Here is a 25,121-nt window from a genome sequence, read left to right on the forward strand (position 1 = left end):
GACGCCATAGGCCCACATCAGATTGACACAACAAGGTCATATGGAAATGAAACGAGTACTTATCGCATCGCTCAGCGCTCTATCGCTCCTCCAACCGTCATTCTCTTCAGCGGATAACAGCAACGGGAAAACCCTCTTCACCCAGCGGTGTGCGATGTGCCACGGCGCCGATATCAAAGGCACAGGCCCATTGGCCAACAAGAGCACCCCCCCGACACCTGACCTGACCACCGCCGCGTTCAAAAAACGCCTGAGTGACTACCCAGGCGTTATCGTCTCTTCAATCATCCTTCGCCCCAATGGCGACCTGATCCCGAGGACGTTGCGAGAGAACGGCGTGAAGCTAGCGCCGTTCGCGTGGAGGGTTGGCGACTTCCGCGATTTGAATCAATACATGAGCGGTGTGATTGCCAAGACGCGTTGAGTCTCACACCGCTCTTGCAGCGACCGCCTCCACTTCGATCAACGCCCCGGGCAACGGCAATGCAACCACCTGCAACGCCGTTCGCGCCGGTTTGTTCGGCTGTTCCGGTGTACCAAAAAACTGCGTGTACCCCGCCTGCAAACCCGCGAAATCCAGCTTGCCGCCCGTTTCTTCGGCCCCTACCAGGAACACCCGTAGCTGCACGATATCGCCCAGGTCCAGGTCCTGCTGGCGCAGGATCTTGCGCAGCTTGTTGAACACCGACACCGTCTGCACTTCGGTATTGCCATAGGCGGCCGGTGTGCCTGCCGGGGCGCTGGCATCGTGCAGGTCGGGCAAGGTGCCGCTGATGAAAATCAGGCTGGCGGATGGCGGCACCGTGACGGTCTGGGAAATCGGGAAGTCGCCGACGCTGGTACGTTGAATGCTGTCGCTCATGATGAATCTCCTTCAATGATGCATGGTTCACTAAACCACCTTCAAAAACCGCTCGCCACTTTGGTCTAAGCCGCGATGTGTCGCTGTTGAATGACCCGCTCGGCCAGTTGCCCGACCACATGGCGCGCCGAGTTGGCCGCCGATTCCTGCCAGATACCCACGCCGCTTTGCACGAGCCCGTCGCCGGCGAAGTACACCCGGCCGTGGCCGGCTTCGAGCAAGGCGCTGGCGTCGGCCGGGAAATGTTCACGTTGCAACCATGGGCCTTCGCTGTAGGGAATCTGCTCCCAGGACACTGCCAGCGGGTTGCGCAGGTGTTTTGCATAGCCTGGGTGCAACAGTTCCACGGCCTCTTTGGAGGTCGCGTACTGTTTGTCGAAAGGCTGCGCGCCAAACACATCGGCCCCCTCCCCGGTCACATAGCCCGCCACCAGCAGGCCTTCGCGAGTGTTGAGGTCATTGCTCGGGTACCACAGCAGGCGCGCCGGGTGTTCGATCCACGACAGGCCGCCGTAGGTACGATAGTCGGTCTCCCAGAAGCGCGGCGACTGCCATGCCACTTTGGTCGCCTGGTCGTTGCGGGTGCTGAGCAAGGCGGCTTTGATCGGGTCGCTGAAGTCGGTGTCGAGTTTGGCCAGCAACGGCAGCGGCAACGTCGAGATCAGGTAGTCGGCGCGCACGACCTGCTCGAGGCCGCTGTGCTGGTCGTGATAAGTCACCGCCACGCCGTCTTCCAACTGGCGGATACGGCGCACCTGGGCGCCCACTTGTACATGGCCGCTGACACGCTGGTAGAAGGCCTCGGTGATGCGGTCCATGCCGCCGACCGGTTGAAACATGGTGGCGGAGAACTCCGGGAACTCCGTATGCAGCAATGCGCCCCACAGCTCAGGGTGCAGCAGTTGGTCCAGCGCCAACGGTCGGCGGCTGGCGGGCAAGGCGCCGGGGTGCGCAGGCGATTCCAGGTGCCCCGAACGGATCGTGCCTTCAAAGGCCAGCTCCTGGGACAGGTCGCCATACACCCGCAGGAACGCCAGCAAGCGCGTGCGCTCTTCACTGCTCAACAGATCATCGAGCGCATCACGCTGCACGGCTTTGGCGAGCAAGCCGGACAGGTGCCCGCGCGCATCGTTGATCGCCTGGCCGACCGTGAATGCAGGCTTGCTCACGTCCGGCCGCACCTGGGCGCCATGACTGCTGTTGACCAGCACTTCCAGCGGTACACCCAGCTCGCTGCAATAGTCGAGAATCGTGCGGTGCTGGCTGGGAATTCGTGCCGGCCCGGCGTTGAAGTAATGCCCCGGATCGAACGCGGCGGTTTGCGTGCGGCCGTCCTTGTAGTCCACGCGGTCGCCGTTGCGGATCGTCCAGGTGCGGCCGCCCACCCGCTCACGGGCCTCCAGCACTTGCACCTCGAAGCCGGCGCGGGTCAGCTCCAGGGCCGTGACCAGCCCCGCGATCCCCGCCCCCAATACCAGCACACGCGTGCCCTGCCCCAGGCCTTCCTTGAGTTTCAACGGTTGCGGACGGCGGTGTGACGACGGCCCCAGGCCCAATGCCGCCAACGCCTCCTTGACCGCCTGCTCGCCCCCTACCGCAGCAATGCTCGACAGCGCTTCACGTCGTGTCAGTCCCATGCTCGATGCTCCTTAATCCGGCAGGCCAGGAGGGTTGATCAGCGACGTGTCGACCCGCTCGATGTCCAGGCCCCAACGTTGCAACACTTGCTCGTATTGACCGCCGGCAATCGCGCCTTCCAGGGCGGTGTGGATCGGTTTGACCAGGCCGTTGTCCTTGCGCGTGGTCACCGCGATATCGGCCTTCAACGGCCAGCCACCATTCACCGTGCCGACGAGCTTGATACCGCCGGTGATTGCCGCCGAATAGGCATACACCGAGTTAGGCCCGAACAGCGCATCGCTGCGCCCGGACTGCACGGCCAACTGGGCGGCAGCCTGGTCGTCGAAGTATTGCAACAGCGCCGGCTTGCGCCCTTCCTTCTCGTTGGCCTCGTTCCAGGCCAGCAGGACTTTTTCCTGGTTGGTGCCGGAACCGACGATGATCTTCAGCCCGGCGATGTCCGCCGCCTGCTTGATCTCGCTGATCGTGCTGGTGCTCTTCACGTAGAAGCCGAGCACATCCTGGCGGTAGGTGGCGAAGTCAAAGCGCTTCTTGCGCGCCTCGGTCACGGTGACGTTGCTGATCACCGCGTCGTACTTACCCGAGCTGACGCCCAGGGGCCAGTCCTCCCAACTGGTCTGCACCACATTGAGTTGCAGGCCCAAGCTATCGGCAACCAGCTGCGCGGTGTCGGCCTCGCTGCCGATGGTGGTCTTGTCGTCGCTGGCCAGCAGCGCCAGGGGCGGCCCGGCCACGCCGGACACGGCCACGGTGAACTTGCCCGGCTGGGCGAACTTGAAGCCCGGCGGGATCTGCGCGATGGCCGCCTCGTTACGTGGCACATGAATGCGCACGCGGTCTGGGCTGAGGTCGACCTGTTGCACGGCGAATGCGCTTTGCGCGGCGCTGACGGCAAGCGCCAGCAAGGCGACACGGGCAGTAGAGCTAAACATGGGCAGTCACTCCTTGAACTAAAGCACCTTGCCGAGAAAGGCCACGGTGCGGGGATGTCGCGGTTGGCGGAAAATCTGTTCGGGCGGGCCTTCTTCAATCAACTGGCCGTCGCAGAGAAACACCACGTGGTCGGCCACCTCGCGGGCAAAGCCGATCTCGTGGGTGACGATCACCAGGGTCACGCCCAGTTGGGTCAGGCCCTTGATCACGTCGAGCACTTCGCCCACCAGCTCCGGGTCGAGGGCCGAGGTGGGTTCATCGAACAACAGCACCTTGGGGTCGAGCGCCAGGGCACGGGCGATGGCCACGCGCTGTTGCTGGCCGCCAGAGAGCTGGCGCGGGTAGGCATCGACCTTGTCCGCCAGGCCGACCTTGGCCAGCAGTTCGGCCGCCCTGGACTGGGCCTCGGCCTTGCTCCAGCGCTGGTGGGCCAGGGGTGCTTCGGCGATGTTTTCCCAGGCGGTGAGGTGCGGGAACAGGTTGAAGTTCTGGAACACGAAACCGACGTCGATGCGACGCTTGAGAATCTCGCGCTCTTTCAACTCATAGAGCAGGTCACCCTTGCGGCGATAACCGACGTATTCACCGTCGATGGTGATGTGCCCGCTGTCGATCTTCTCCAGGTGGTTGATGGTGCGCAGCAAGGTGGACTTGCCCGAGCCGGACGGCCCGAGGATCACCGTGACCTTGCCGGGGTCGATGGTCAGGTCGATGTCCTTGAGCACCTGCTGGTTGCCAAAGCGCTTGCCCACGCCCTGGATCTGGATGCGCCCGGCGCGTGCTTCAGCCATGGGTCTTCTCCTTGATCCAGCCGCGAATGCGTTGCAGCGGCGTGGGCGGCAGCACCCGTGCGGTGCCGCGTGCAAAGTGGCGTTCGACGTAGTACTGCGCGCTGGTCAGCACGGTGGTGATGATCAGGTACCACACCGTCGCCACGATCAGCAGCGGGATCACCGCCTGGGTGCGGTTATAGATGACCTGCACGGTGTAGAACAGCTCCGGCAGGGCCAGCACGTAGACGATGGACGTGCCCTTGACCAGGCCGATGATCTCGTTGAAACCGGACGGCAGGATCGAGCGCAGCGCCTGGGGCAGGATGATCCGGAAGATACGGCGCGAGGCCGGCAGCCCCAAGGCTGCAGCGGCTTCGTGCTGGCCGGCATCCACACCGATCAGCCCGCCACGGATGATCTCCGCCGCATACGCCGCCTGCATCAGGCTCAAGCCCAGCACGGCCACGGTGAACTGACTGAGCACATCCACCGTCGACCACTCGGCGAACACCACGTCGGTGAACGGCACACCGAGCACGATGTGATCGTAGAGGTAGGCAAAGTTGTACAGGATGATCAGCACCAGCAACGCCGGCATCGAACGGAAAAACCAGATGTAACCCCAGGCCAACGCCGCCATCAGCGGCGAACCCGACAGCCGCGCCAAGGCCAGCGCGGTGCCGAGGATGATGCTGAACAGCGTGCTCAGCAGGGTCAGCAACAGCGTCTGGCCGAGGCCGCGCAGCACCGACGGCGAAAAAAACCACTGGCCGAATACGCCCCACTCCCAGCGCGGGTTGCTGGCCAGGGAATGCACGATGGCCAGCAGCACCAGCGCCGCAAAGATCGACCCGGCCCAGCGCCAGGGATGCCGGGCGGGCACCACCTGCAGGGCCTTGATCGGCGTGGAGAGACGGGCCTGGCGCAGCGGGCTGGGCGCATCAATCAGGTCATAGGGTTTGGCGACAATGGGCATGGTGTACTCCTCGGCCTCAGAAGGCATAGGTCAGGCGGGTGTAGTAGTACCCGCCGGTAAAACCGTAGGGCGAATAGACGCCATAGCTGCTGACCATGGTGCTGCTCGGCACCCCTTGCTTTTTGGGGTAGATATCGAACAGGTTCTTGGCGCCGACGGCGATATTCAGGGCTTTGGTGAGGTTGTAGCCAAGGTCCAGATCGGTGATCCACTTGGCGCTATAGATGCGGTCCAGGTCGCGATTGGCCGATGAATTCACCTCCTTGTAAGAGCCGTAGCGAGTCAGGGCCAGGTTGAGGTTGAAGCGCTCGATGCTCCAGTCACCGCCCAGGATCAGCTTGGTGTTGGGCTGCACGCCGGTGATCAGGTTGCGCGCTTCGCGGTTCATCAGCTCGTAGGAGGTGCCAAGGATGTTGGTGGATTCCTTGTAGTTGAGGATTCGCGTCTGGTTCCAGTTGAACGCCGCAGTCCATTTCACCGAGCCGTACTGGCCGAGGTCCTGGCTGTAGTTGCCGACCAGGTCCAGGCCTTTGGTACGGGTGTCGGCGCCATTGATGAAGTACTGCCCGCCAGAGGTGGAGTTGATGCCGTTGTCCTGCAATACCTGGGTGATCTCGGGACCGAGCAAGGTCCCTGTGAGGGTAATGCGGTCGCGCAGATTGATCACGTAGGCGTCGGCAGTGAAGCTCAGGCGGTCGGTGGGTGTGAGGGTGAACCCCAGGCTGAAGTTGGTCGAGCGCTCCGGTTTCAACTCCTGGGCACCGAGGGCTTGGGCGGCGGCGGACCCCACGGGCAATACGCCGTAGTTGATCGACTGGTACACGCCGTTGACCACGCCATAGGTGGTGGAGCGCGCACTGAACAGGCTGTTGGCCAGGGACGGCGCACGAAAGCCGTTGCTCACGGTGGCACGCACGGCGAACTGCGGGGTGAAGTCGTAGCGGGTGGTCAGCTTGCCGCTGCGGGTAGCGCCGACGCCCTGGTTGTAGTGTTCGTAGCGAAACGCCGTGCCGACGTACCAGTCCGGCACCGGGTTGAAGCCCACATCGACATAGCTGGCCAGGCTGTTGCGCGAGGCGCTGCTTTCTTCGTCCGGCGAAATGCCGTTGGTGACCTGCGCCCCCGACGACGCGCAGTTGCCCGGCGCCACGCAGTAGCCGCCGTTGGCATAGGATGCATAGTCACCGGCCTGCACCTCATAGGTGTCGCGCCGATGTTCGAAGCCGACGCTCAGGTCCAAGGGTTTTTGCAGGCCTATATCAAAGCCGCGCTTGAAGTCGAGGTTGGTGGTCAGCTCGGTGGCGATCCAGGTGCCGGAGGTAAAGTGATTCGGCGTGGCCTCGCCCAGGGACGGGTTCTGGTTATGGGTGGTGCCCTGCTCTGCCTCGTTGCGCCCGTAGGTGGTGGACAAGTCCCAGTCCCACTCGCCCACCGTACCTTTGCCACCGAACGCCGCCTGGAAATCATCCTCGTCGATAAACCAGGTCGGCGTGTAGCCACCGGGATAACCGTTCGGCCCGGTGGTGATGGTGTTGGTGATGGTCGGCAGGCGGAAGTTCTGGCCCTGCTCGGCCTTGCGCCGTGAATAGGTGGTGAAGGAATACAGGCTGAGGCTGTCGTCGATCGGCAGCTCGGCGTTGTAGCCCAGGGTCAGCAGGTTGGTCTTGGGCGTGCCGTAGCCGCCGTAGGTCGAGCGCCCGGCCTGCTCGTAGGCCTGGGCATAGGTGTAGCCGTTGGCGCTGGCCTTGTTGTCGTCGTTCTGGCTGCGCGCGTCGAGGGCGAGCTGCACGATACCGCCGTTGCCGATTTCAAAGCCCTTGTTGAGGCTTTGCTGCACGGTCTGCTTCTTGCCGTCGTAGCCCTGGCCGACGTTGGTCACCGAGGTGCCGCTGGTGTCGGCCTTGAGGATCACATTGATCACCCCGGCAATGGCATCGGAGCCGTATTGGGCGGCGGCGCCGTCGCGCAGGACTTCCACGTGGTCGATGGCGCTGATGGGGATCAGGTCGAGGTCGGCCGGGGCGGCACCGATATTGATCCCGTTGATGTTAAGGGTGGCGGCGGTGTGACGGCGCTTGCCGTTGACCAGCACCAGCACCTCGGCGGCACTCAGGCCACGCAGGTTGGGGGCTCGGGCAATGCCGCTGGCGTCCCAACCGGTTTTTTCCGGCAGGGTCAGCGAGGGGATCACTGCACTCAGGGCTTCCATGAGGCCGGGCTTGCCGGTGCTCTGCAGTTGCTTGGCGCTGACCACATCGATCGGCACCGGGCTGCTGGTGACGGTGCGCTGCTCGGCGCCGCGGTTGCCGGTGACGACCACCGTGGACAGGGTGCTGTCGTCCTGGGCGTGTGCGGTGTTGGCCAGGATGGCCAGGGTGAATGCGGCGGTGGGTGGTAGAACTCGCTTCATAGGGGTTCCTGCGTTTCCAAATCGCGAAGTCGGGCCGTCACGCGGGTGGGCGCGGTGCTCGGTTTTTTTCTGGGTGTCAGGGCGATTTGGGGCTAGGTGTGCGGCGAGGTTTGAATTGGCAACATACGGTGAACTCCCTTCCAACGGTTCTGCTGCGGGGTGGCAGCGCAGAATCCGGGTCTAGATTGGTACCATCCGAGGTCAGGGGTAGGCTGTTGAGTTCAAACATAACGGAATGGGTTTTGAAAATATAATGCTATTTGGGTATAAGCTAATATTCTTAGATTTCATTATTTATTAGTGAAGTCATTCATATAGGTAATGTTTTTTGCGATTTTTGGATTGGGGCATATCCGTTATTTGGGTAACGGCGGCTTATGGTTCCGCCTTTACGGCGGGTCACTTTTGAAAAGAGCCCAAAAGTAACTGATGTATGGAGATCAAACTGCGGGAGGGGGCTTGCCCCCGATGGCGGTGTGTCAGCCAACTCATCAGTGACTGACCCACTGCCATCGGGGGCAAGCCCCCTCCCACACTTTGACCGAGTACCGCCCATACAATCCGGTCGGCTCTAAGGCCGCCGCGCTCTTGCTTTTGATCTGGGATCGCCCCGTCAAACACGCTGGCCGAACGCAGGCTTGAATCCGTGGGTAACCCGGCAGGACGCCGGGTTAGCCGCACTGGGCCTAAGCGAGGTGCCGAGTGTTGGGGCGAAGGCCTTTTGCTTACTTTTGGGCCTTTCCAAAAGTGAGCCGCTGTAAGAGCGGAACCATAAGTAGCCGTCACCGAAGAAACGGATATGTACACCTACCTACCCGGCCGCAACAACTGCATCTGCTGCCGATAATCATCCGTCACCTGCCGCGCCTGCCCACTACTGGTAATCACCCTGGGCGTAATCAACACAATCAACTCCGTCCGATCCTTGGACTTGCTGGTACTCCCAAACAACCACCGCAACCCCGGCACCCTCCCCAGGTACGGCACCGCACTCACGCTCTCGCCGTTGTCCTGCTTGATCAACCCCCCCAGCAACACCGTCTGCCCACTCTGCACCGCCACCTGCGTCGACACCGAACGCGTCGAGATCCGCGGATTGACCGGCGTATCACCCGTCGAGCTCTGGCTCTCGGCATCACTGACCTGCTGCTGGATATCCATGTACACCAACCCCCCCGGATTGATCCGCGGCACCACATCCAGGATCACCCCCGTCTGCACATACTCGACACTGCTCAAGGTGGTGTCCGCATCCCCGGTGTTGACGGTGGTCTGGCTGATGGGAATGTTGTCGCCCACCTGAATCTGCGCCGGCTGGTTGTTCATCACCACCAGCGACGGCGCCGACAGCACCTGGGTGCGCCCATTGGTTTCCAGCGCATGCAACGCCACCTGCAGATTCGAGCTGACAAACGAATAAAACAACGAATCCGTCGCCCCCAGCCCCGCCCCGCCACCGCCCAGCGCGACCTGGCTACCGGAGGCATTCGCCACCGTGGTGCTGCCAGAATTGCCCGCCAGGCGGCCCAAATACCACTGCACACCCAGGTCCAATTCACCGGTGAGCTTGACCTCAAGAATCCGTGTCTCGATCTGCACTTGCAGCGGTGGGTTGTCGAGGCGCTTGATCGCCGCTTCGATCTCTTTCCACTGCGCGGGACGGGTGCGCACCAGCAGTTGGTTGCTGCTCTTTTGCGCGGTGATACGGGTGCCGGCCTCCAGGGCGTTGGTGGCAGCGACCGGCTGCTCTTCCGGCTCGGGTTCTTCAACGGCAGGCGGGTTGTTCTGCAAGCCACCGGTATTGAGTGACGACAGGGTCGTCGTGCGCAAGCCAGGCGCGACCTTGGCCGGCGTGTCGTCCTTGATCGCGCCGGTGCCGTAGATCTGCCGCAGGTACTTGGCCAGGTCGGCGGCCTTCATGTTGCGCACGTCGTAGACGTACATCTGTGGCTCGTTGCCGCCGCCTTCGTCGATGGTGCGGATCCAGTCGCCGACTTCGCTGAGGTACTGGGGCTGGGAAGAGATCGCCACCACCGAGTTGGTCCGTTCAATCGGCAGGAAGCGCAGCATGCCCGCCAGGGGCATGCCGCTGTCGGGGCCGAACAGGCTTTGCAACTGAGGCATCAGCTCGGCCACCGACGCGCGTTGCAGGCCGAACACGCCCACCGACATGCCCTTGAGCCAGTCGACGTCGAAGGTGTCGATGGTGTCCTGGTAGTTGGCCAGCTCATCCGGCGTACCGGCCAGGCTCAGCACATTGCGCGCCGGGTCGACCAGCAGAAACGCATTCTCGCGGGCGAAGGGCTTGAGCAGTTTCTGCATCTCGGTGGCGGAGATGTAGCGCAGCGGAAACAGCCGTGCCGACAAGCCGCTGGAAGGTTGCGCCACGCTCATCTGCGGCACCAGCTTGCCCGCCACCGCCTGGCTGGCCGGCAGGATCACGTAGCGGTCGCCCTGCTTGATCATCGCGTTGTCGGTCCAGGACAGCAGCGTTTCGAGGATCGACAAGGCCTGCTGCTTGTCCACCGGCCTGGAGGTGGAAAAGCTGACGTTGCCCTTCACGCCCTGGGCGATGCTGTAGTTCTCGTGCAACAGGTCGCCCATCACGCTGTTGATCACCGCTTCGATGGGCTGGTCGGCGAAATTGAACACGATGTCGCCGCCCTCTGCCTTCGCACCCGGCGTGGCCGCCGGCGCACGCACGAACTGTTGGTTGCCCCGGATCAACTGGCGCTGCGCGGGGGATTTGACCAAGGGCTGGGCAACTTCCGTTGGGGGCGCCTCGCTGGGTGGGCGTTGCGAGCCAGTGCCCTGCATGGCCTCGTGCAGAAGCTCATCATCCGGTTCGAGACGGTCGGGGAAGCTGCCACAGCCGCCCAGGGCAAGGGCGGTGGCCAGGCATAACGTGGAGGTGCGCATGTCGATCAAGGGAGGGGCTCGCGGGGCAAAGTAAGGGGGGGGCGCTTGGACGGTGGCGGCAAGCGCTTGGCGTAGAAGCTCAAGGTCTGGGTGCGGCCGTCCAGGCTGAAACGGGCGGATTGCGGGGTGAGGTGGTCCAGGCGCCAGCCGTTGGGCAGGGTCTGGCCCAGGCGCACGGTCAGCAGTGGGCCATCGACCTGCTTGAGCATGGCCATCTGCAGGTTGCCGGTGATCATGATGCCGCTGAGGGTGAGATGGGCCAGGCTGCTGACCTGTGCCTTGCCCACCACACGGTCAGGGCTGCGGTCCGGACTGAACAGCGGTGCTTGCCACGTGGCGGCCAGGTTATCCAGCGGGACGCTCGGCACTCCTTGCACCTGAGGGCCGGGATGGGCGCGCACGGGCGCTTCAGGCAACCACTGCGGTTCATCACCCAGGCTGCTGAGGATCACCGCCATCAACACGCCCAGCAACCCCGACAGGCCAAGCAAGCCCCACTCCACGGGGCGCAATCTACCGATCATGGTGTCACCCGCGCCGGTTGCAGGTAGCCGCGCACCAGCAGGTGCACCACCAGCTTGCCCGCACCACCATTGGCCGGCGCCTGCTGGCTGCGGCGGATGCGCAACTCATCCACAAACAGGAACGGCGGCTGGTACTCCAGCTCATGCAGCAGCGCTTCGAGGGGTTCGATGGCGCAATCGAGTGTGAGGCTGACCTTGACCTGGCGATACGGCTCGCCGTCGTCCTGCTCCGGGGTGATGGGCTTGCGTTGGCTCAGGCTGCACCCGCCGCCGAGGTTGGCGTGGCTGTTGATCAGGTCGGCGAGGCGTTGCATCAGATCGGCGGCGACCACATCCGGGTCGTCCCCCGGCAGCAGGCTGGTGCTGCTGGCGGGGTCCTGACGGGCTTGCTCAAGCTGTTGGCGCAACGCATCGCGTTGGCGCAACACACCGGCATAGCGTTGCTGCTGCTCGCGCAGTTGTTCGGCCTGTTCGCCCATGTCACGCAAGGGACCGGCAAACCAGCTGTCGACCAACAGCCAGTAAGCCGCGCCGACCACCACGGCCAGTAGCATCAAGGCCGCGCCGCGACGTTCACGGGGTGTGAGGGGTCGGCGCATCGGCGGCCTCCTGGCGTAGGTGGGCGCGCAGGGCAAACTGGTCCTTGCCGGTGCGCGCATCGGGTTGGATCACGCCTTCGAACTGGGCGTTTTCCAGGCTGCGGCAGCCCTTGATGCGGGTGATCAGCGCACTGGCCTTGGCGCTCTGGCCGGCGATGGAAATCTCGCCGTCCTTCACGTCCAGTTGATCCAGCCAGGTGTCGGCGGGCAGGCAGGTGGTCAGGTCATTGAGCAGGGCCGCCAGCGGCGGTTGCGCCAGTTTGCGCCGGGTGAGGTACTGCGCGGCGCCGCGGGTATTGAGCAGTTGCTGGCGCAGCGCGTGCACCTCGGCGACCTCGGCTTTTTGCCGTTGGACGCTGGCGTGCATCACGTCGAGGACGCGCTGGCGGTCGTTGAGCCACAGCAGCATCGCCGCGATCAGCAACGCCCCGCACAGCCACGGCAGGCTGCGTTGCAAGCCCATTCCGGTGGGCCGCTGCGGGCGCAGTGGCGCGGGCAGCAGGTCGATGCCGAGGTCCGCCGCATCCACACGATGGGGATGCAGGCCGAGGGTGGCGCAGTCGGCGAGGATCCGGTCCAGGCGCTCGCGCAGGATCGCCACCACTGTCACCTCAAGGTGGGTGGGCGTGCGCCGCTCCTGACGCGCCACAAAGTAGAGTTGGTCGGCCTCGAACGGGGTATAGCGGTCCAGTTCATAGCCGACCACGGCGCTGAGATTGCGCCCCGCCGCCAAGGGCAGTTGCACGCTTTGCACCAGCACAGCGTTGGCGTCGAGCATCAGCACCTGGCGCGTGTTGGCCGCTGCGACCGGCGCGCTCAGTGGCCAGTGGTGGATCTGCTCGGGTGGCTCTTGCCACGCCAGCCATGCGGGTACACAGGCGCGCAACTCCGCGATCCATGCGTGCCAACCCTGTTGCAGCAGGCTGCCGCGCCAGTGTCGGGCGATGGGTTCCAGTCGATTCATTCTTGCCAACGCAACACCCGGTAGGGTTGTGCGCTGTCCTCCGATGGGCTCAATAAAACGGTGACTTGCAGCCGCGCCTGATAACCGCCGGGCCGCTCGGCGCGGCTGTCGACCACCAGCACTTCGCCGGGGTCCACGCCTTCGGCGTTCTGGCGCGGCAGGTTCAGTGCCTTGCGCATCAGCGGGCTGGCGAAGGCAGGATCGGGGCGGTCCAGGTCGCTCCACAAGGTGATCTCGGGCAGCAAGCGGCTGTAGAGGGTTTGCGTCATGCCGGGCAACTGGCGCACTTCTTCCAGCACCCGCAATGGCGCCAGGCCCTGGTTGCGACGTGCTTCGAGGGCAGTGGCCAGTTGCATGGCCTGGGCCGGGGTAGCGCCGCAGGCCAGGGCCAGGCGCGTGAAGTCCTGCGCCTCGGCATTGATCAGGTAAAGCTTGCCGCGCTCGCTGCGCAGGCTCACGTGCAATTGGGCGTCATCAAAGGCCAGGGGGATATCGCGGCCATCGGCAACCCAGTGCCGATCGGCCATGACCTGCGCGATACCGGCTTCGGCGGCCAATACGGTCTGGGTGTGCTGGCGCAGCCACAGGGCCTGGCGACTTTCCAGCTGTACCCAGCCAGCCAGGCCGCCGAGCAACACGCTGAGCAACGCCAGTACCCACAGCACCAGCAGCAACGCAGTACCACGTTGACGCCTCATTCTTCGACACTCCCGCTGGACAGGTTCAGGCGCAGGGCAATCACCTGGGTGACCCAGGGCACCGGCCCGGCCACGCTGGCCGCGATGCGCACGGCCGAAGGCAAGCGCCTGGGCCAGGGCCATTCACTCACCCAGCCGGTGGGTTGGCCCAGCGGCGACTCACCGCGATAACTGAACTGCAACGCTTCGATGTTGTTCAGCAGCACCTGGGGTTCACGTTGAGAAAACGCCACCTGCAACGCCTGTTCAACCCGTTGCAGGCTGAACCGATGGATCCCGCCACCGAGCACGCCGGGCAAGGTCGAGACAAACTCCAGGCGCTGCGCCGTGCCGACGAAAAAACCATCGCCCTCGCCCACCGCCAGCGGCAATGCCTCGCTGATCGCTGTGCGCAAAAACTGTTGGGCGGCGCGCACTTCATCCAGGCTCACCGTGTACGCCTGGGCCTTGGACACGGCGCGATTGGCCCCCAGCAATGCGCCGCCGACCAGCACCAGCAACACGCCGAGCAAGCTGAGCACCACAAGGATCTCCAGCAAGGTGAAGCCCTGCTCGTGGCGCTTCACAGGCGCGCCTTCAAGGTGCTGAAGCGGGCCTGGTGCGAGCCTTCGCTGAGGACCAGGTCGAGACGCACAATCCGCGCTTGCTGCCGGGTGCTGGTCAGTTGCCAATGGATGCCGTCGAGTTCGCCCTGGCTGACGCCGTTGCTCAAGCGCCCCGCCGCTTCCTGATCGAAAATCGTCAGCGCCGCGTGGGTCAGCCGGTCACTGTGGGCCACCTGGGACAACGAGCGCGCACTCTGGCCAAACGCAACCAGCAGCACCGTGCTGCACACCGCCATCAGCGTGAGGGCGGCGAGCATTTCCAGCAGGGTGAAACCGCCTTGGCGCTTCATGGCAGCGCCTTGGCTTGCACGCTGCCAGTGAGCCAGCCGATATCGATGCGCCAGCGCCGGGCACCATTGGCCACGAGGAGATTGCCGCCGGTGGAGCTGCCGTCGGGGTAGAACTCGACGCCAGGGCCGACCTGTTCGGCGGTGTGCAGCGTCACATGCAGTCGCGACGGCCACCGTTGCAACGCTCGACCTGGCGCCTGGAACGTACGGGCGTTCAGATCGAACACGGTACGCGCAGGCTGCCCACTGACAATCGCCCCTGCCCGCGTGGTGCGCAGCGCCTCCACCATCTGCCCCACCGCATGGCGTTCCTTTGCCACCTGCAAGCCCTGGCGCACACCCAGCCCCAGCAAGCTGGCAGCCAGGCTGATCAGCAGGATCACCACCAGCATTTCCAGGAGGGTGAAGCCGCGCTGGAGCATGGCGGCCCTACTCCCAATTGCCCAGGTCGGCACTGTAGCCTTCGCCGCCCGGCTGGCCGTCCTGGCCATAGAAGATCAGGTCGAACGCGCCGTGTTCGCCAGGGAAGCGATAACCGAAGGCGTGCCCGAACGGGTCCTTGAGGTCGGACGGCTTGGCATAGCCACCGGGCCTGTCCACCAGCTGTTGCAGGCTGGTGGGCGGTGCGCCGACGTCGAGGGCGTAACTGTCGATCTTCATGCTCAGGCTGGCCAATTGGGCCTTGCCCGCGCCGTACTTGCCCTTGTCCACATTGCCACCGACCTGGCGCACGACGATGGTGGCGACAATGCCCAGCAGCACGATCACCGCGAGCATTTCCAACAGGGTGAAACCGCCTTGGCGGCGTGGTTTTCTCATGGGGTCAGCTCCTTTATAGATTGCTGGTCAGGCTCATCAGCGGCAGCATGATCGCCAGCATGATCACCGCCACCAGCACCGCCATGACCAGGGTCAGGGACGGCACCAGCGCGGCCAGCAGGCGGTCGATGCCGCGCTTGGCTTCGACGTCGAAAATGTCGGCGACCTTGAGCAACATGCCGTCGAGTTCGCCGGCCTGTTCGCCGACTTCAATCATTTGCACGGCCAGCTCGGGCAGCAGCGGCTGGCTGCCGAACGCGCTGGCAAGGGTGCCGCCGGCTTTTACCGACTCCGCCGCACGCCCGACCTGGGCCTGCAGCGCGCGATTGGTGCAGACTTGCCGCGCAATCACCAAGGCCTGCAGCAACGCCACGCCATTGCTCAGCAGCGTGCCAAGGGTGCGCGTCAGGCGTGCCGCTTCGACGCGTTGCAGCAACGGGCCGACCACGCGAATACCGAGCAGGCGCCGGTCATAGCGCTCGCGAAACAGCGGATCGCGCAGGCGGACGGCCCCCAACCAAACAATCACGATCAACCCAGCCAACAGTGCCAGGCCATAGGCGCCGAGAAACGTCCCGAGGGTCAGGATCACTTCGGTGATCAGTGGAATCGGCACGCCCAGGTCCTGGAAGATCGGCACGAACTGCGGCACCACATAGGCCAGCAGCAGCGCCAGAGAACCGAGCACGCCCACCACCAGGAACGCCGGGTAAATCAGCGCATTGATCACTTCGCCACGCAGCAATTGGCTGCGTTCCAGGTAATCACTGAGTTGGCGCAATGTGCCTTCCAGCGCGCCACCGGCCTCACCGGCCCGCACCATGCTCAGGTACAACGGCGAGAACGCCGCCCCCTCTTCTTCCAGCGCGGCGGACAACGGCTTGCCGGCCTTGACCCGGTCGCGCAGGCGTTCGATCAACGCGCGCACCTGGGGTGGGCCGGGCTGCTTGAGCAGCAGGCTCAACGAGCGCTCAAGCGGCTGGCCGGCCCCCAGCAGCGTCGCCAATTGCTGGGTAAAACTCACCAACGCCTGGCCCTTCAACTGCCCGCGTGCCTTGCGCAGGCCAGGGCCGCCGGCCGGTTCGATGTGCAACAGCAGCCAGCCGCGCTTGTGCAGGGCCGCCACCGCAGCGGTTTGATCGGTGGCCTCCAGCGTACCGTTCTGCGGCGCACCCTGGCTGTCCAGGGCACGGTAGCTGAACAGGCTCACGCGTCCTCTCCACGGGTCACGCGCAGCACTTCTTCCAGCGAAGTAATCCCCGCCAGTGCCTGGCGCAAGCCTTCTTCATACAAGGTGCGCAAACCGGCGCGGCGCGCGGCCTGTTCCAGGGTCGAGGCATCGGCGTGGCGCATCAGCAGGCTGCGCAGTTCGTCGTTCATCACCAGCAGTTCGGTGAGGGCGCTGCGGCCGTGATAGTCCCCGCGATAGAGCAGGATCGGGCGTTGTTCAGTGAGGCGGTCCAGGCCGTGTTCGGCGATCAGTTCGGGCGGCGCTTCGAAAGCGACACGCGTGGCCGGGTCCAGGCGCCGCACCAGGCGCTGGGCGAGGATGCCGCTGACGGTCGAGGCGATCAGGTAGCTTTCCACGCCCATGTCCAGCAGCCGCGTGATGCTGGCGGCGGCGCTGTTGGTGTGCAGGGTGGAAAGCACCAGGTGCCCGGTGAGGGAGGATTGGATGGCGATGCGGCAGGTTTCCAGGTCGCGGATCTCGCCGATCATGATCACGTCCGGGTCCTGGCGCACGATGGAGCGCAACGCCCCGGCGAAGTCCAGGCCGATGGCGGGCTTGACCTGAATCTGGTTGATGCCTTCGAGCTGGTACTCCACCGGGTCTTCCACGGTGATGATCTTGCGCTCGGCGGTATTGAGCCGCGACAGCGCGGTGTAGAGCGTGGTGGTCTTGCCGGAGCCGGTAGGCCCGGTGACCAACAGGATGCCGTGGGGCCGCGCCAGCAGGTCGAGAAAGGCGGCCAGGCGCTGGCCGTCGAAGCCCAGGCTGGGAAAGTCGAACTGCACGGTCTGCCGGTCGAGCAGGCGCAGCACCACCGACTCGCCGAAACTGGTGGGCACCGTGGACACCCGCAGGTCCAGTTCCTTGCCCTGGATACGCAGCATGATGCGCCCGTCCTGCGGCAGCCGGCGCTCGGCGATGTCCAGCCGCGCCATGATCTTCACCCGCGAAATCACCGCCGCCGACGAACTGGCCGGCGGCGCTTCGGCGTCGTGCAACACACCGTCGATGCGGTAGCGCACCTTGAGCTGGTGTTCGAAAGGTTCGATGTGAATATCCGAAGCACGTTGCTCCACCGCGCGTTGCAGGATCAGGTTGACCAGGCGGATCACCGGCGCTTCCGAGGCCAGGTCCTTGAGGTGTTCGATATCCTCCAGGGCACCGCCCTGCTCATCAAGGTTTTCAATCAGCGTGCCCATGGCCGAACGGCCCTGGCCGTAGTAACGCTCGATCAGCGTGTCGACCTCAGTGCGCGGGCCGATCGCCAGCCACACCGGCACCTGGCACGCATAGGCCAGAGCCTGGAACGGATAACGCAGCGCCGGGTTGGCGGCCAGCACGCGCAGACCACCCTGGGTCCAGCCCATGGGCGCGACCTGATAGTGACGCATAAAGCGTTCAGTCAGGGCGGGCAAAGGATCGAGCAACGGCGGCGCAGCGTCGGCCAGCAACAGCGGCGCACCGAGCAACGCCGCCCAGGCGCGGGCCAATTCGATATCGGAAACCAGGCCCAGGCGGGTCAGCAGGCTTAGCAGGTCATCCGACGGCAAGCGCCGGGCGCGCTCCAGGTCCACCGTTTTCAACCCGGCATGCTGCATCAGCCACGCACACACCTGGTCGGTGTGCGGGATCTGCATCTGGCAGGCATCGATAGGCGCTGACGACATAAGGTTGAGGTATCTAGTATTGCGAAAAAGTATGGCTATTTGGAACTACTTAAACATGCCATTAGTTAGCCATAACCCAAGCGAGAACAAGCCGGGGTTATCGACTGGAAGTTATAGCGCTAGTTCCTGAAGAGGGGGAATAAAATAGACACAATGACCGAGAACCCCGTGACAGAGCCTTAGCAGCTAATAGCCACTACTTCGCTAGTTGCAATTAGCCACTTATGCGCTTTCACGCAATTAAACGGCAGCCTAATAAATTCACTGAACTTACTTCGCCTTTGACGCGGAGCACACCCGCACTTTCGAGTGGCCGTTAACCAGGATTATCGAGCATTGAAATGTGGGAGTGCGTTGGCATGCCTGCGTGAGTGGTTTGGGGGCTGCTTCGCAGCCCAACGCGGGGCAAGCCCGCTCGCCACAGCAGGCCGGCAACACAGAACAAAAACCGTATCCACGATGCGAAGCGAGTCGCTCTTGATCTTGATCTGAGGCGCCCCGTTAAACACGCTGGCCGGAATTCGGCAGGGATTTGGGGGGTAAACCGGCAGGGATGCCGGTTTAGCCGCCCCGCGCCATGGATGGCGCGTGGCGGCGGCCCCCCAAATCACTGTCGGATTACGGGCACACCGAGCCTAAGCGAGGTGCCGAGTGTTGGGGCAAGAGCGTTTTGCTTACTTTTGCGCTTTTCAAAAGTGAGCCGCCGTAAGGGCGGAACCATAAGCCGCCGTTACCGCAGCAACGGATATGTACTCAATCTGCCCCCCCACACACGTTCAACCCGCCCGTATGCTTTTTTCAACCAGACACATCGGCGTCCCAGCGACCGGCTCTTGCATCACCCGCACCTGCACCTCAAACACCCGCCGCATCAACTCGGCACTGACCACCTCCCCCGGCACACCATCGGCCACCAACTTACCGCCGTGCATCACCGCCAAGTGATCGGCATACCGACAAGCCTGGTTGATGTCATGCAACACAGTGATCACCGTCTTGCCCTCGGCAGCCAGTTCGCCCATCAGGTCGAGCAACTCGACCTGATGGCTGATGTCGAGATAAGTGGTAGGTTCGTCAAGCAACACCACCGGCGCATTCTGCGCCAGCACCATCGCCAGCCAGGCACGCTGGCGCTGGCCGCCGGACAAGTCCGCCAGGGCGCGATCAGCCAACACGTCCAGTTCCAGGCGCTGCATGGCTTGGCTCACGTGAGCCTGATCACTGCCGCTCAAGCGCCCCCACAGCGAGTTATGCGGGCTGCGGCCATAAGCAACCAACTGGCGCACGCTGACGCCTTCGGGCACTGGCAACACTTGCGGCAAGAACGCGATCTGCCGTGCCAACTCCCGGGCAGACAGGCTGGCATAGGCCTGGCCATCCAGGGTCAACTCGCCCTGGGTCGGCTTGAGGATGCGCGCGAAGGCCTTGAGCAAGGTGGACTTGCCGCAGCCGTTGGGGCCGATCAACGCGGTGACCTTGCCGGCGGGCGGTGCAAAGGACAGGCCCTGCACGATGCGCGTGGCGCCATAGCCGATGTCCAGCTCGCGTGCCTGGAGAATACTCATGTCATCAACCCTTGAACCGTGCCAGCAACCAAAGAAAATACGGCGCGCCGATCACCGCCGTAAGCACCCCGGCGGGGATTTCGCTGGGCGCGATCAGCGTGCGCCCCAGCGTATCGGCGAGTACCAGCAGCAACGCGCCAATCAGCATCGCCGCCGGCAGCAGATACTGGTGATGCCCACCCACCAGCCGCCGCGCCATGTGCGGCGCGACCAGCCCGATAAAGCCAATCGGCCCGATCACTCCCACGCCCAGGCTGGTGAGCAACACCGCGCAGGCCATCGCCGACCAACGCGTACGGCTCAGCGCGGTGCCCAGGCTGTGGGCCGCCTCATCGCCCAAGGCGATCAGGTTGAGCGGTTTGGCCAGGCACAGGCCCACGGGGATCAATACGAGGAACGGCAACACCAGCGCCACATAGTGCCAGTTGCGACTCCACAGGCTGCCGGTCAGCGCAAGCAGCGCGGTGTTGATATCCAAGGGGTGAGAGAGGATCAGAAACTCGGTGACACTGGACAAGGTCACCGCAATCGCCACCCCGGACAACGCAAAGCGCACCCCGGAAAAACTCACGCCGGTGTTGTACAGCGCCAGCAGCAACGCGCCGCCGGCCCCGCCCAGGCAAGCCACCAGCGGCAGCCACGCAATCGGCAGGTGTGGCCAACTGATGATCGCCACGGTCAGCGCGAGCCCGGCGCCTTGGGTCACGCCGAGGATCTCCGGCGAGGCCAGCGGGTTGCGGATCACGCCCTGCACAATCGCTCCGGCCAGGCCGAAAGCCGCACCGGCGAGGATCGCGATGAGGCTGCGTGGCAGGCGGTGGTTCCACACTTCGAAGTCGAGGGTGTCGTGGGCCAGCAGGCGTTCCAGAACGGTGTGCGGCGTGAGCCACAGCGTGCCGGCGCTGAGGCTGACCCCGGTTGCCAGCAGCAACAGGCCGAGCAGCAGCCACAGGCGCAGTCGTGGGCGGATCATAGGGCGCGCCTGGCAAGAAAGAGGAAAAACGGTGCGCCGATCAGCGCGGTGACCACCCCCGCCGGCGTTTCCACCGGGAAGGCCACGGCGCGACTGAGCAGGTCGGCCCCCAGCACGATCACCGCGCCCAATGCGGCGCTCAGCGGGATCAGCCAGCGGTAGTCATTGCCCAGGAACTGACGCAGGATATTCGGCGCGATCAGCCCGACAAACCCGATGGGCCCCACCGCACACACGCTGGCGCCCACCAGCAGCAAACTGGCGACAAACACTTGCAGACGCAGGCTGGCGATGCCCACGCCCAGTGAGCGTGCGGCGTCTTCGCCAAGGTTGATCAGGTTCAGGCGCGGCGCACACCAGAGTGCCCAAAGGCCGCCGATCAAGGTGCACGGCCAGAGCAGTTGCACCTGCGCAGCGCCGACATTGGCCAGTGAACCGGCCAGCCAGTTGAGCACGCTTTGCGCCTGGGCCTCGACCAGGATCACCGTGAGCCGGGTCAATGCCGCGCACAACGCCGCCACGGCCACACCCGCCAATACCAGGCGGCCCTGGGCCGTGGTCGGCGACCAGGCACCGCCGAGGCTGAACACGGTGATCCAGGCCAGTGCGCCGCCCAGGCAGGTCATCAACAGCGCACCACCGGCAAAGGGCAGTGCGACCAGGCCGGTGGAAAACAGGGCCAGTCCCAGCGCGGCGCCCGCCGTCACGCCAAACAGCGACGGCGAGGCCAGACGGTTGCGCGTAATGCCCTGCATCAGCGCCCCCGCGAGGCCCAGGCAGGCACCGACCAACGCGGCACACACGGCCCGTGGCACACGCAACTGGGCGACGATATAGGCCATGTTGCCGCCGACGCGGCCCTGGTGAACCAGGCCATTCCACGCATCCGTCCCCGTCAGCGTGAAGGGTGACCAGCTGTACAGCGACAGCCAGAACAACCCGGCACCCAACAGCAGAATGCCAATGGCGGCGAAACTGCGTTGCACGGTTATTGGCTCAATACGGCTTTGCCGCCTTTAAGAATCGCCAACGCGTCCTCGGCGATCTGCTCCGACGCCAGCACGCCACGGTTGCGTGCCCAGCTGTCGCCATCCACTTCGGCCACGTGCTGATTGCGCACGGCGCCGAGCACTTGCCACAACGGCTGCTTGCTCCAGCTGTCGACGATGCTGGGGCGACGGTAATGACCGACCAGCAACCAGCCCGGATCGAGGGCCAGCAATTGTTCCAGGCTGACGAACTCGGTGGGCGCGGCATTGGCGCGTACCGATGGGACTTTCAGGCCGATGGCCGCAAGCACGCTGCCGGCATAGGAGTCCGGGCCATGCACGGAGAAGCTGTCCTCACGCGCCACACCGAACAACACGCTGGCACCGGCCGGGATCTGTTGCGCAATGGCCTTGAGGTTTTCACGGTTCTTCTGGATACGCGCCTCCATCTGAGTGCTCTTGCCGAGGGCCTTGCCGATCAGCTCGGCAGATTTGAGGCTGCCCTGGTAATCCTCGCCACGGGACGGCAACAGCAAGGTCGGCGCGATGCTCGCCAGGTCGCTGTACAGCGCCTGGTGGCGGTTGAGATCAGCGACGATCAGGTCGGGCTTGAGCCGGGCGATTTCCTCGATGCTCGGCTGCGAGCGCAGGCCCACCGACTGCCACTGGCCGATGGCCTGGCGTACGCGGGGCAACACGCGGTTGGCATCGCCATCATCGGCGGCGCCGACCGGGGTTACGTCCACGGCGGCCAGACTGTCGAGAAAGGAGAACTCCAGCACCACCACGCGCTTGGGGGCATCGGGCAGATGCACGGCGTGCTGGCCGTCGTTGAGGTCGATGGGGGCGGCGCTCAGCAGGCTGGACGAGAACGCCAGGACACAGGCGGCCAGGGTGGGGATGGAACGCAGCATTCGCATGACAAGGACCTCGACGTTAAAACACCCCGGCTAGACAGGCCGGGGAAAACGGCGGGTACTATTCCATATCAGCGCGGCGTGATCAAAAAACATTCTCATTTATAACCTGCTCGGCCCTGTGGATGCTGGCTTGCTGTGGTGAGCTGGCTTCTGTGGTGAGCGGGCTTGCCCCGCGTTGGGTGGCGAAGCCGCCCCAAAACCTGGCACCGCGTTCTACCTGGCACGATGTGATGTTCTTGTTGGGGCTGCTGCGCAGCCCAACGCGGGGCAAGCCCGCTCACCACAGGAAGCCCGCTCACCACAGAAGCCCGCTCACCACAATAAGCCCGGTGTCAGAAGTCGACGGTGGCCGACAGCAGGTAGGTGCGCGGCGTCGACAGGGTCAGCCCCGGCTCGCTGTCATCCGATGCACCGGCCGAGCTCCAGTAGCGTTTATCGGCGACGTTCTCCACATTCGCCCGCAGGGTGATGTGCTTGTCATCCACCTTGAAGCCATAGCGCGCACCCACATCGAGGCGGTTCCAGGCGTCGATTTCCTTGACGTTGGACTGGTCGAGGTACTGCGAGCTGGAGTAGATGCCACGGCTGGTCAACGTCAGGCCTTCCAGGCCCGGCACGTCCCATTCGGCGCCGAGGTTGACGTTGTACTTGGGCGTGGCCGGCGCGCGGTTGCCGTCCCAGGTGCCATTGGTGGTGTCTTTGAGTGTGCTGTCGATGTACATCACCCCACCCAGCAGGCGGAAGCCCTTGAGCGGCTCGCCAAACACGCTCAACTCCACGCCGGAGTTCTCACGCTTGCCATTGGGCCCAAACAGCCGCGTGGTCGCATTGGTTTCATAGGCCGGTTGCTTGATGCGGAACACGGCCGCGGTCACCGCGAAGGCACCGGCATCGTACTTGGCGCCCACTTCCACCTGGCGGCTGATGAACGGCGGGAAAATCTCGTCTTCGTTTCTCGACGTCGACGGCGCGATCTTGCCCTGGCTCAGGCCTTCCATGTAGTTGGCGTACAGCGACAACTTGTCGGTGGCCTTGAACAGGATGCCGCCCGACGGCGACACCTTTTCTTCGTCATAGGCGGTGTCGCCTTTGATCCCGTCGCTCCAGTCAGTCACCTTGACCCGCTGCCAGCGCGCACCGAGGGTGAGCAACAGGCGGTCGTCGAAAAAGCCCAGGGTGTCGGACAAGGCCACGCCGCTGAATTTGTTTTCGGTGTAGACCTTGGGATCGAAGCGCGTCGGCCGTGACGGCGTCTGCGACTGTACCGGATTGTAGAGATTACTCGACGGCGCCGTATACCGCGCACCGCCGTTGGTGAAGTCCATGTCGAAGTAGCTGGCGGCCAGGTTGACCTCATGGCTCACCGGCCCGGTGTGGAACCAGTTGCGCACGCCGGCGGTATAGGTGCGCACGTTTTCATCACGGGTGAAGTCCCGTGGCTGCACGCTGAAATCGCCGGCCGCATTGGTCACCGAAACTGCGTGGCGCAGGAAGTCGTGGTTGCTTTTGCGCGCGCCCACGCCACCGTAGAGCATCACGTTGTCGCTGAGGTCGTACTCGGCGTTGACCGTACCGAACGTGTCATTGGTGCGCGCCTTGCTCCACGACTGCGCATAGTTGCGGCGCACGTCGTTGGCATTCGGCACGGGCGCAGCGGCCGCCACCTGCACGCGCTCCTGGGGGGCATCGGTGTCGCGCTCGGTGTGGCCGATATCGGTGGAAAGGCGCAGGCGCTCGCCGCGAAAATCCAGGCCCAGCACGGCCATTTCGCGGTCGACGCTCTGGTGGTCCCAGGCGGTGTCGCCGGACTGCTTCACGCCGTTGAAGCGAATGCCGAACTTGTTGTCTTCGCCAAAGCGCCGACCAATGTCCACCGCGCCGCCGGCCTGGCTGTCGGAGGCCCAGTTTCCGGTAAACGAGTTGATGTCCTTGTCGGTGGCGCGCTTGGGCACCACGTTGATCCCGCCGCCGACGCTGCCACGCGGCGAGATGCCGTTGATCAACTGGCTCGGGCCTTTGAGGATATCGACGCGGTCGGCCATTTCCATATCGATGGTGTACGTGGGCAGCACGCCGTACAGGCCGTTGTAGGCCACGTCACTGTTGAACAGGCTGAACCCGCGAATGGTGAATTGCTCGTAGCGCCCACCGGCCGGGTTGGTGGCGCGCACGGAGGGGTCGGCGCTGATCAGGTCGCCGAGGGTGCGCGCCTGCTGGTTCTTCACCGCCTCCTGGGTGTAGGTGGTGATGCTGAACGGGGTCTCCATGAAGTCCCGCGTGCCCAGCATGCCCTGTGCCGTGCGGCGCGCCACCTGGCCACCGGCGTAGGTGTCGCCGTCGTACAGGCCGGTGGTGCCGAGGATCGACGTGGGCGCCAGTTCCAGGCTGCTGCCCTCCGGCACCGGCACCAGCATGTAGGCCTGCTCACCCATGGCTTGCAGTTGCAGGCCGGAGCCTTGCAGCAGACGGGCAAAGCCCTCCTCCACGCCGTATTCGCCGGACAGGCCACTGCTGCTGCGCCCGCTGACCAGCGCCGGGTCCACCGACAGGTTGACCCCCGACAGCCCGGCAAAACGCGTCAGCGCCGCACTCAGGCTGCCCGCCGGCACTTGATAACTGCGGCGGGCGGCGGTGTCTTCGGCGTAGCTGACGGCGGCGAAAAACGGGCTGGCGCTGAGGCTCAGCATCAGGCTCAGTTTGAGCAAGGGGCGGACTGCGGGCATTGGCGGAAGCTCTCGATGTTGTTCACTTGCCTGGAATGAC

Annotated in this window: 23 protein-coding genes; 1 reads left to right on the forward strand and 22 read right to left on the reverse strand. The window is 64.3% G+C overall.

The window, feature by feature from the left end; genetic code table 11:
* The first annotated feature begins 46 nt into the window (after positions 1–46).
* Positions 47–424 carry a c-type cytochrome gene (locus BLR69_RS10700; RefSeq protein WP_083365795.1) on the forward strand — a complete coding sequence of 126 codons (378 nt, stop codon included), beginning with the start codon at positions 47–49 and terminating at the stop codon, positions 422–424.
* 3 nt (positions 425–427) lie between these two features.
* Here the strand turns inward: BLR69_RS10700 and BLR69_RS10705 are convergent, their stop codons facing one another.
* From BLR69_RS10705 to BLR69_RS10810, 22 genes are all read right to left on the reverse strand, one after another.
* The gene (locus BLR69_RS10705; protein WP_071495955.1) at positions 428–862 is read right to left on the reverse strand and encodes a RidA family protein; all 435 of its coding nucleotides are present in this window, start codon (positions 860–862) and stop codon (positions 428–430) included.
* Positions 863–927: 65 nt separating this feature from the next.
* The gene (locus tag BLR69_RS10710; protein ID WP_071495956.1) at positions 928–2,499 is read right to left on the reverse strand and encodes a flavin monoamine oxidase family protein; all 1,572 of its coding nucleotides are present in this window, start codon (positions 2,497–2,499) and stop codon (positions 928–930) included.
* Between the two features lie 12 nt (positions 2,500–2,511).
* Complete coding sequence (locus BLR69_RS10715; RefSeq protein ID WP_071495957.1) at positions 2,512–3,435, reverse strand: ABC transporter substrate-binding protein; 924 nt, start codon at positions 3,433–3,435, stop codon at positions 2,512–2,514.
* Positions 3,436–3,453: 18 nt separating this feature from the next.
* Positions 3,454–4,227 carry an amino acid ABC transporter ATP-binding protein gene (locus tag BLR69_RS10720; RefSeq protein WP_071495958.1) on the reverse strand — a complete coding sequence of 258 codons (774 nt, stop codon included), beginning with the start codon at positions 4,225–4,227 and terminating at the stop codon, positions 3,454–3,456.
* Positions 4,220–5,185, reverse strand: a complete 966-nt coding sequence (locus tag BLR69_RS10725; protein ID WP_071495959.1) for an amino acid ABC transporter permease — start codon at positions 5,183–5,185, stop codon at positions 4,220–4,222. The genes BLR69_RS10720 and BLR69_RS10725 overlap by 8 nt, the downstream gene beginning before the upstream one ends.
* A 16-nt stretch (positions 5,186–5,201) precedes the next feature.
* Entirely contained in the window at positions 5,202–7,595 is a 2,394-nt protein-coding gene (locus BLR69_RS10730; protein ID WP_071495960.1) for a TonB-dependent receptor plug domain-containing protein, read from the reverse strand.
* Positions 7,596–8,402: 807 nt separating this feature from the next.
* Positions 8,403–10,514: a type II secretion system secretin GspD gene (gene gspD, locus BLR69_RS10735; protein WP_071495965.1), complete on the reverse strand. Its 2,112-nt coding sequence runs from the start codon at positions 10,512–10,514 to the stop codon at positions 8,403–8,405.
* Between the two features lie 5 nt (positions 10,515–10,519).
* Positions 10,520–11,038: a general secretion pathway protein GspN gene (locus BLR69_RS10740; protein WP_071495966.1), complete on the reverse strand. Its 519-nt coding sequence runs from the start codon at positions 11,036–11,038 to the stop codon at positions 10,520–10,522.
* Entirely contained in the window at positions 11,035–11,637 is a 603-nt protein-coding gene (gspM, locus tag BLR69_RS10745; RefSeq protein ID WP_071495967.1) for a type II secretion system protein GspM, read from the reverse strand. Before gspM ends, BLR69_RS10740 begins: the two co-directional genes overlap by 4 nt.
* Positions 11,612–12,601 carry a type II secretion system protein GspL gene (locus tag BLR69_RS10750; RefSeq protein WP_071495968.1) on the reverse strand — a complete coding sequence of 330 codons (990 nt, stop codon included), beginning with the start codon at positions 12,599–12,601 and terminating at the stop codon, positions 11,612–11,614. The genes gspM and BLR69_RS10750 overlap by 26 nt, the downstream gene beginning before the upstream one ends.
* Positions 12,598–13,299 (reverse strand): Cdc6/Cdc18 family protein, encoded by a 702-nt coding sequence (locus BLR69_RS10755; protein WP_071495969.1) that lies wholly within the window; start codon positions 13,297–13,299, stop codon positions 12,598–12,600. Before BLR69_RS10755 ends, BLR69_RS10750 begins: the two co-directional genes overlap by 4 nt.
* Positions 13,296–13,865 carry a prepilin-type N-terminal cleavage/methylation domain-containing protein gene (locus tag BLR69_RS10760; protein WP_071495970.1) on the reverse strand — a complete coding sequence of 190 codons (570 nt, stop codon included), beginning with the start codon at positions 13,863–13,865 and terminating at the stop codon, positions 13,296–13,298. Before BLR69_RS10760 ends, BLR69_RS10755 begins: the two co-directional genes overlap by 4 nt.
* Positions 13,862–14,194, reverse strand: coding sequence for a type II secretion system protein (locus BLR69_RS10765; RefSeq protein ID WP_071495971.1), 333 nt, complete (start codon positions 14,192–14,194; stop codon positions 13,862–13,864). The genes BLR69_RS10760 and BLR69_RS10765 overlap by 4 nt, the downstream gene beginning before the upstream one ends.
* Positions 14,191–14,616 carry a GspH/FimT family pseudopilin gene (locus tag BLR69_RS10770; protein ID WP_071495972.1) on the reverse strand — a complete coding sequence of 142 codons (426 nt, stop codon included), beginning with the start codon at positions 14,614–14,616 and terminating at the stop codon, positions 14,191–14,193. Before BLR69_RS10770 ends, BLR69_RS10765 begins: the two co-directional genes overlap by 4 nt.
* A 7-nt stretch (positions 14,617–14,623) precedes the next feature.
* Complete coding sequence (locus BLR69_RS10775) at positions 14,624–15,013, reverse strand: type II secretion system protein GspG (RefSeq protein ID WP_010209194.1); 390 nt, start codon at positions 15,011–15,013, stop codon at positions 14,624–14,626.
* Positions 15,014–15,026: 13 nt separating this feature from the next.
* Positions 15,027–16,223 carry a type II secretion system inner membrane protein GspF gene (gene gspF, locus BLR69_RS10780; protein ID WP_071495973.1) on the reverse strand — a complete coding sequence of 399 codons (1,197 nt, stop codon included), beginning with the start codon at positions 16,221–16,223 and terminating at the stop codon, positions 15,027–15,029.
* Positions 16,220–17,911: a GspE/PulE family protein gene (locus BLR69_RS10785; RefSeq protein ID WP_071495974.1), complete on the reverse strand. Its 1,692-nt coding sequence runs from the start codon at positions 17,909–17,911 to the stop codon at positions 16,220–16,222. Before BLR69_RS10785 ends, gspF begins: the two co-directional genes overlap by 4 nt.
* A 776-nt stretch (positions 17,912–18,687) precedes the next feature.
* On the reverse strand, positions 18,688–19,476 hold the full coding sequence (gene fecE / locus BLR69_RS10790) for a Fe(3+) dicitrate ABC transporter ATP-binding protein FecE (protein ID WP_071495975.1): 789 nt from the start codon (positions 19,474–19,476) through the stop codon (positions 18,688–18,690).
* Positions 19,477–19,480: 4 nt separating this feature from the next.
* Positions 19,481–20,449 carry an iron chelate uptake ABC transporter family permease subunit gene (locus BLR69_RS10795; RefSeq protein WP_071495976.1) on the reverse strand — a complete coding sequence of 323 codons (969 nt, stop codon included), beginning with the start codon at positions 20,447–20,449 and terminating at the stop codon, positions 19,481–19,483.
* Positions 20,446–21,435 (reverse strand): iron-dicitrate ABC transporter permease FecC, encoded by a 990-nt coding sequence (gene fecC, locus BLR69_RS10800; RefSeq protein WP_071495977.1) that lies wholly within the window; start codon positions 21,433–21,435, stop codon positions 20,446–20,448. Before fecC ends, BLR69_RS10795 begins: the two co-directional genes overlap by 4 nt.
* A gap of 2 nt (positions 21,436–21,437) precedes the next feature.
* Positions 21,438–22,352 (reverse strand): Fe(3+) dicitrate ABC transporter substrate-binding protein FecB, encoded by a 915-nt coding sequence (locus BLR69_RS10805; protein ID WP_371858644.1) that lies wholly within the window; start codon positions 22,350–22,352, stop codon positions 21,438–21,440.
* Positions 22,353–22,690: 338 nt separating this feature from the next.
* On the reverse strand, positions 22,691–25,081 hold the full coding sequence (locus BLR69_RS10810) for a TonB-dependent receptor (RefSeq protein WP_071495979.1): 2,391 nt from the start codon (positions 25,079–25,081) through the stop codon (positions 22,691–22,693).
* Positions 25,082–25,121 lie beyond the last annotated feature (40 nt).

Source organism: Pseudomonas azotoformans (genome assembly GCF_900103345.1).
Lineage (GTDB): Bacteria > Pseudomonadota > Gammaproteobacteria > Pseudomonadales > Pseudomonadaceae > Aquipseudomonas > Aquipseudomonas azotoformans.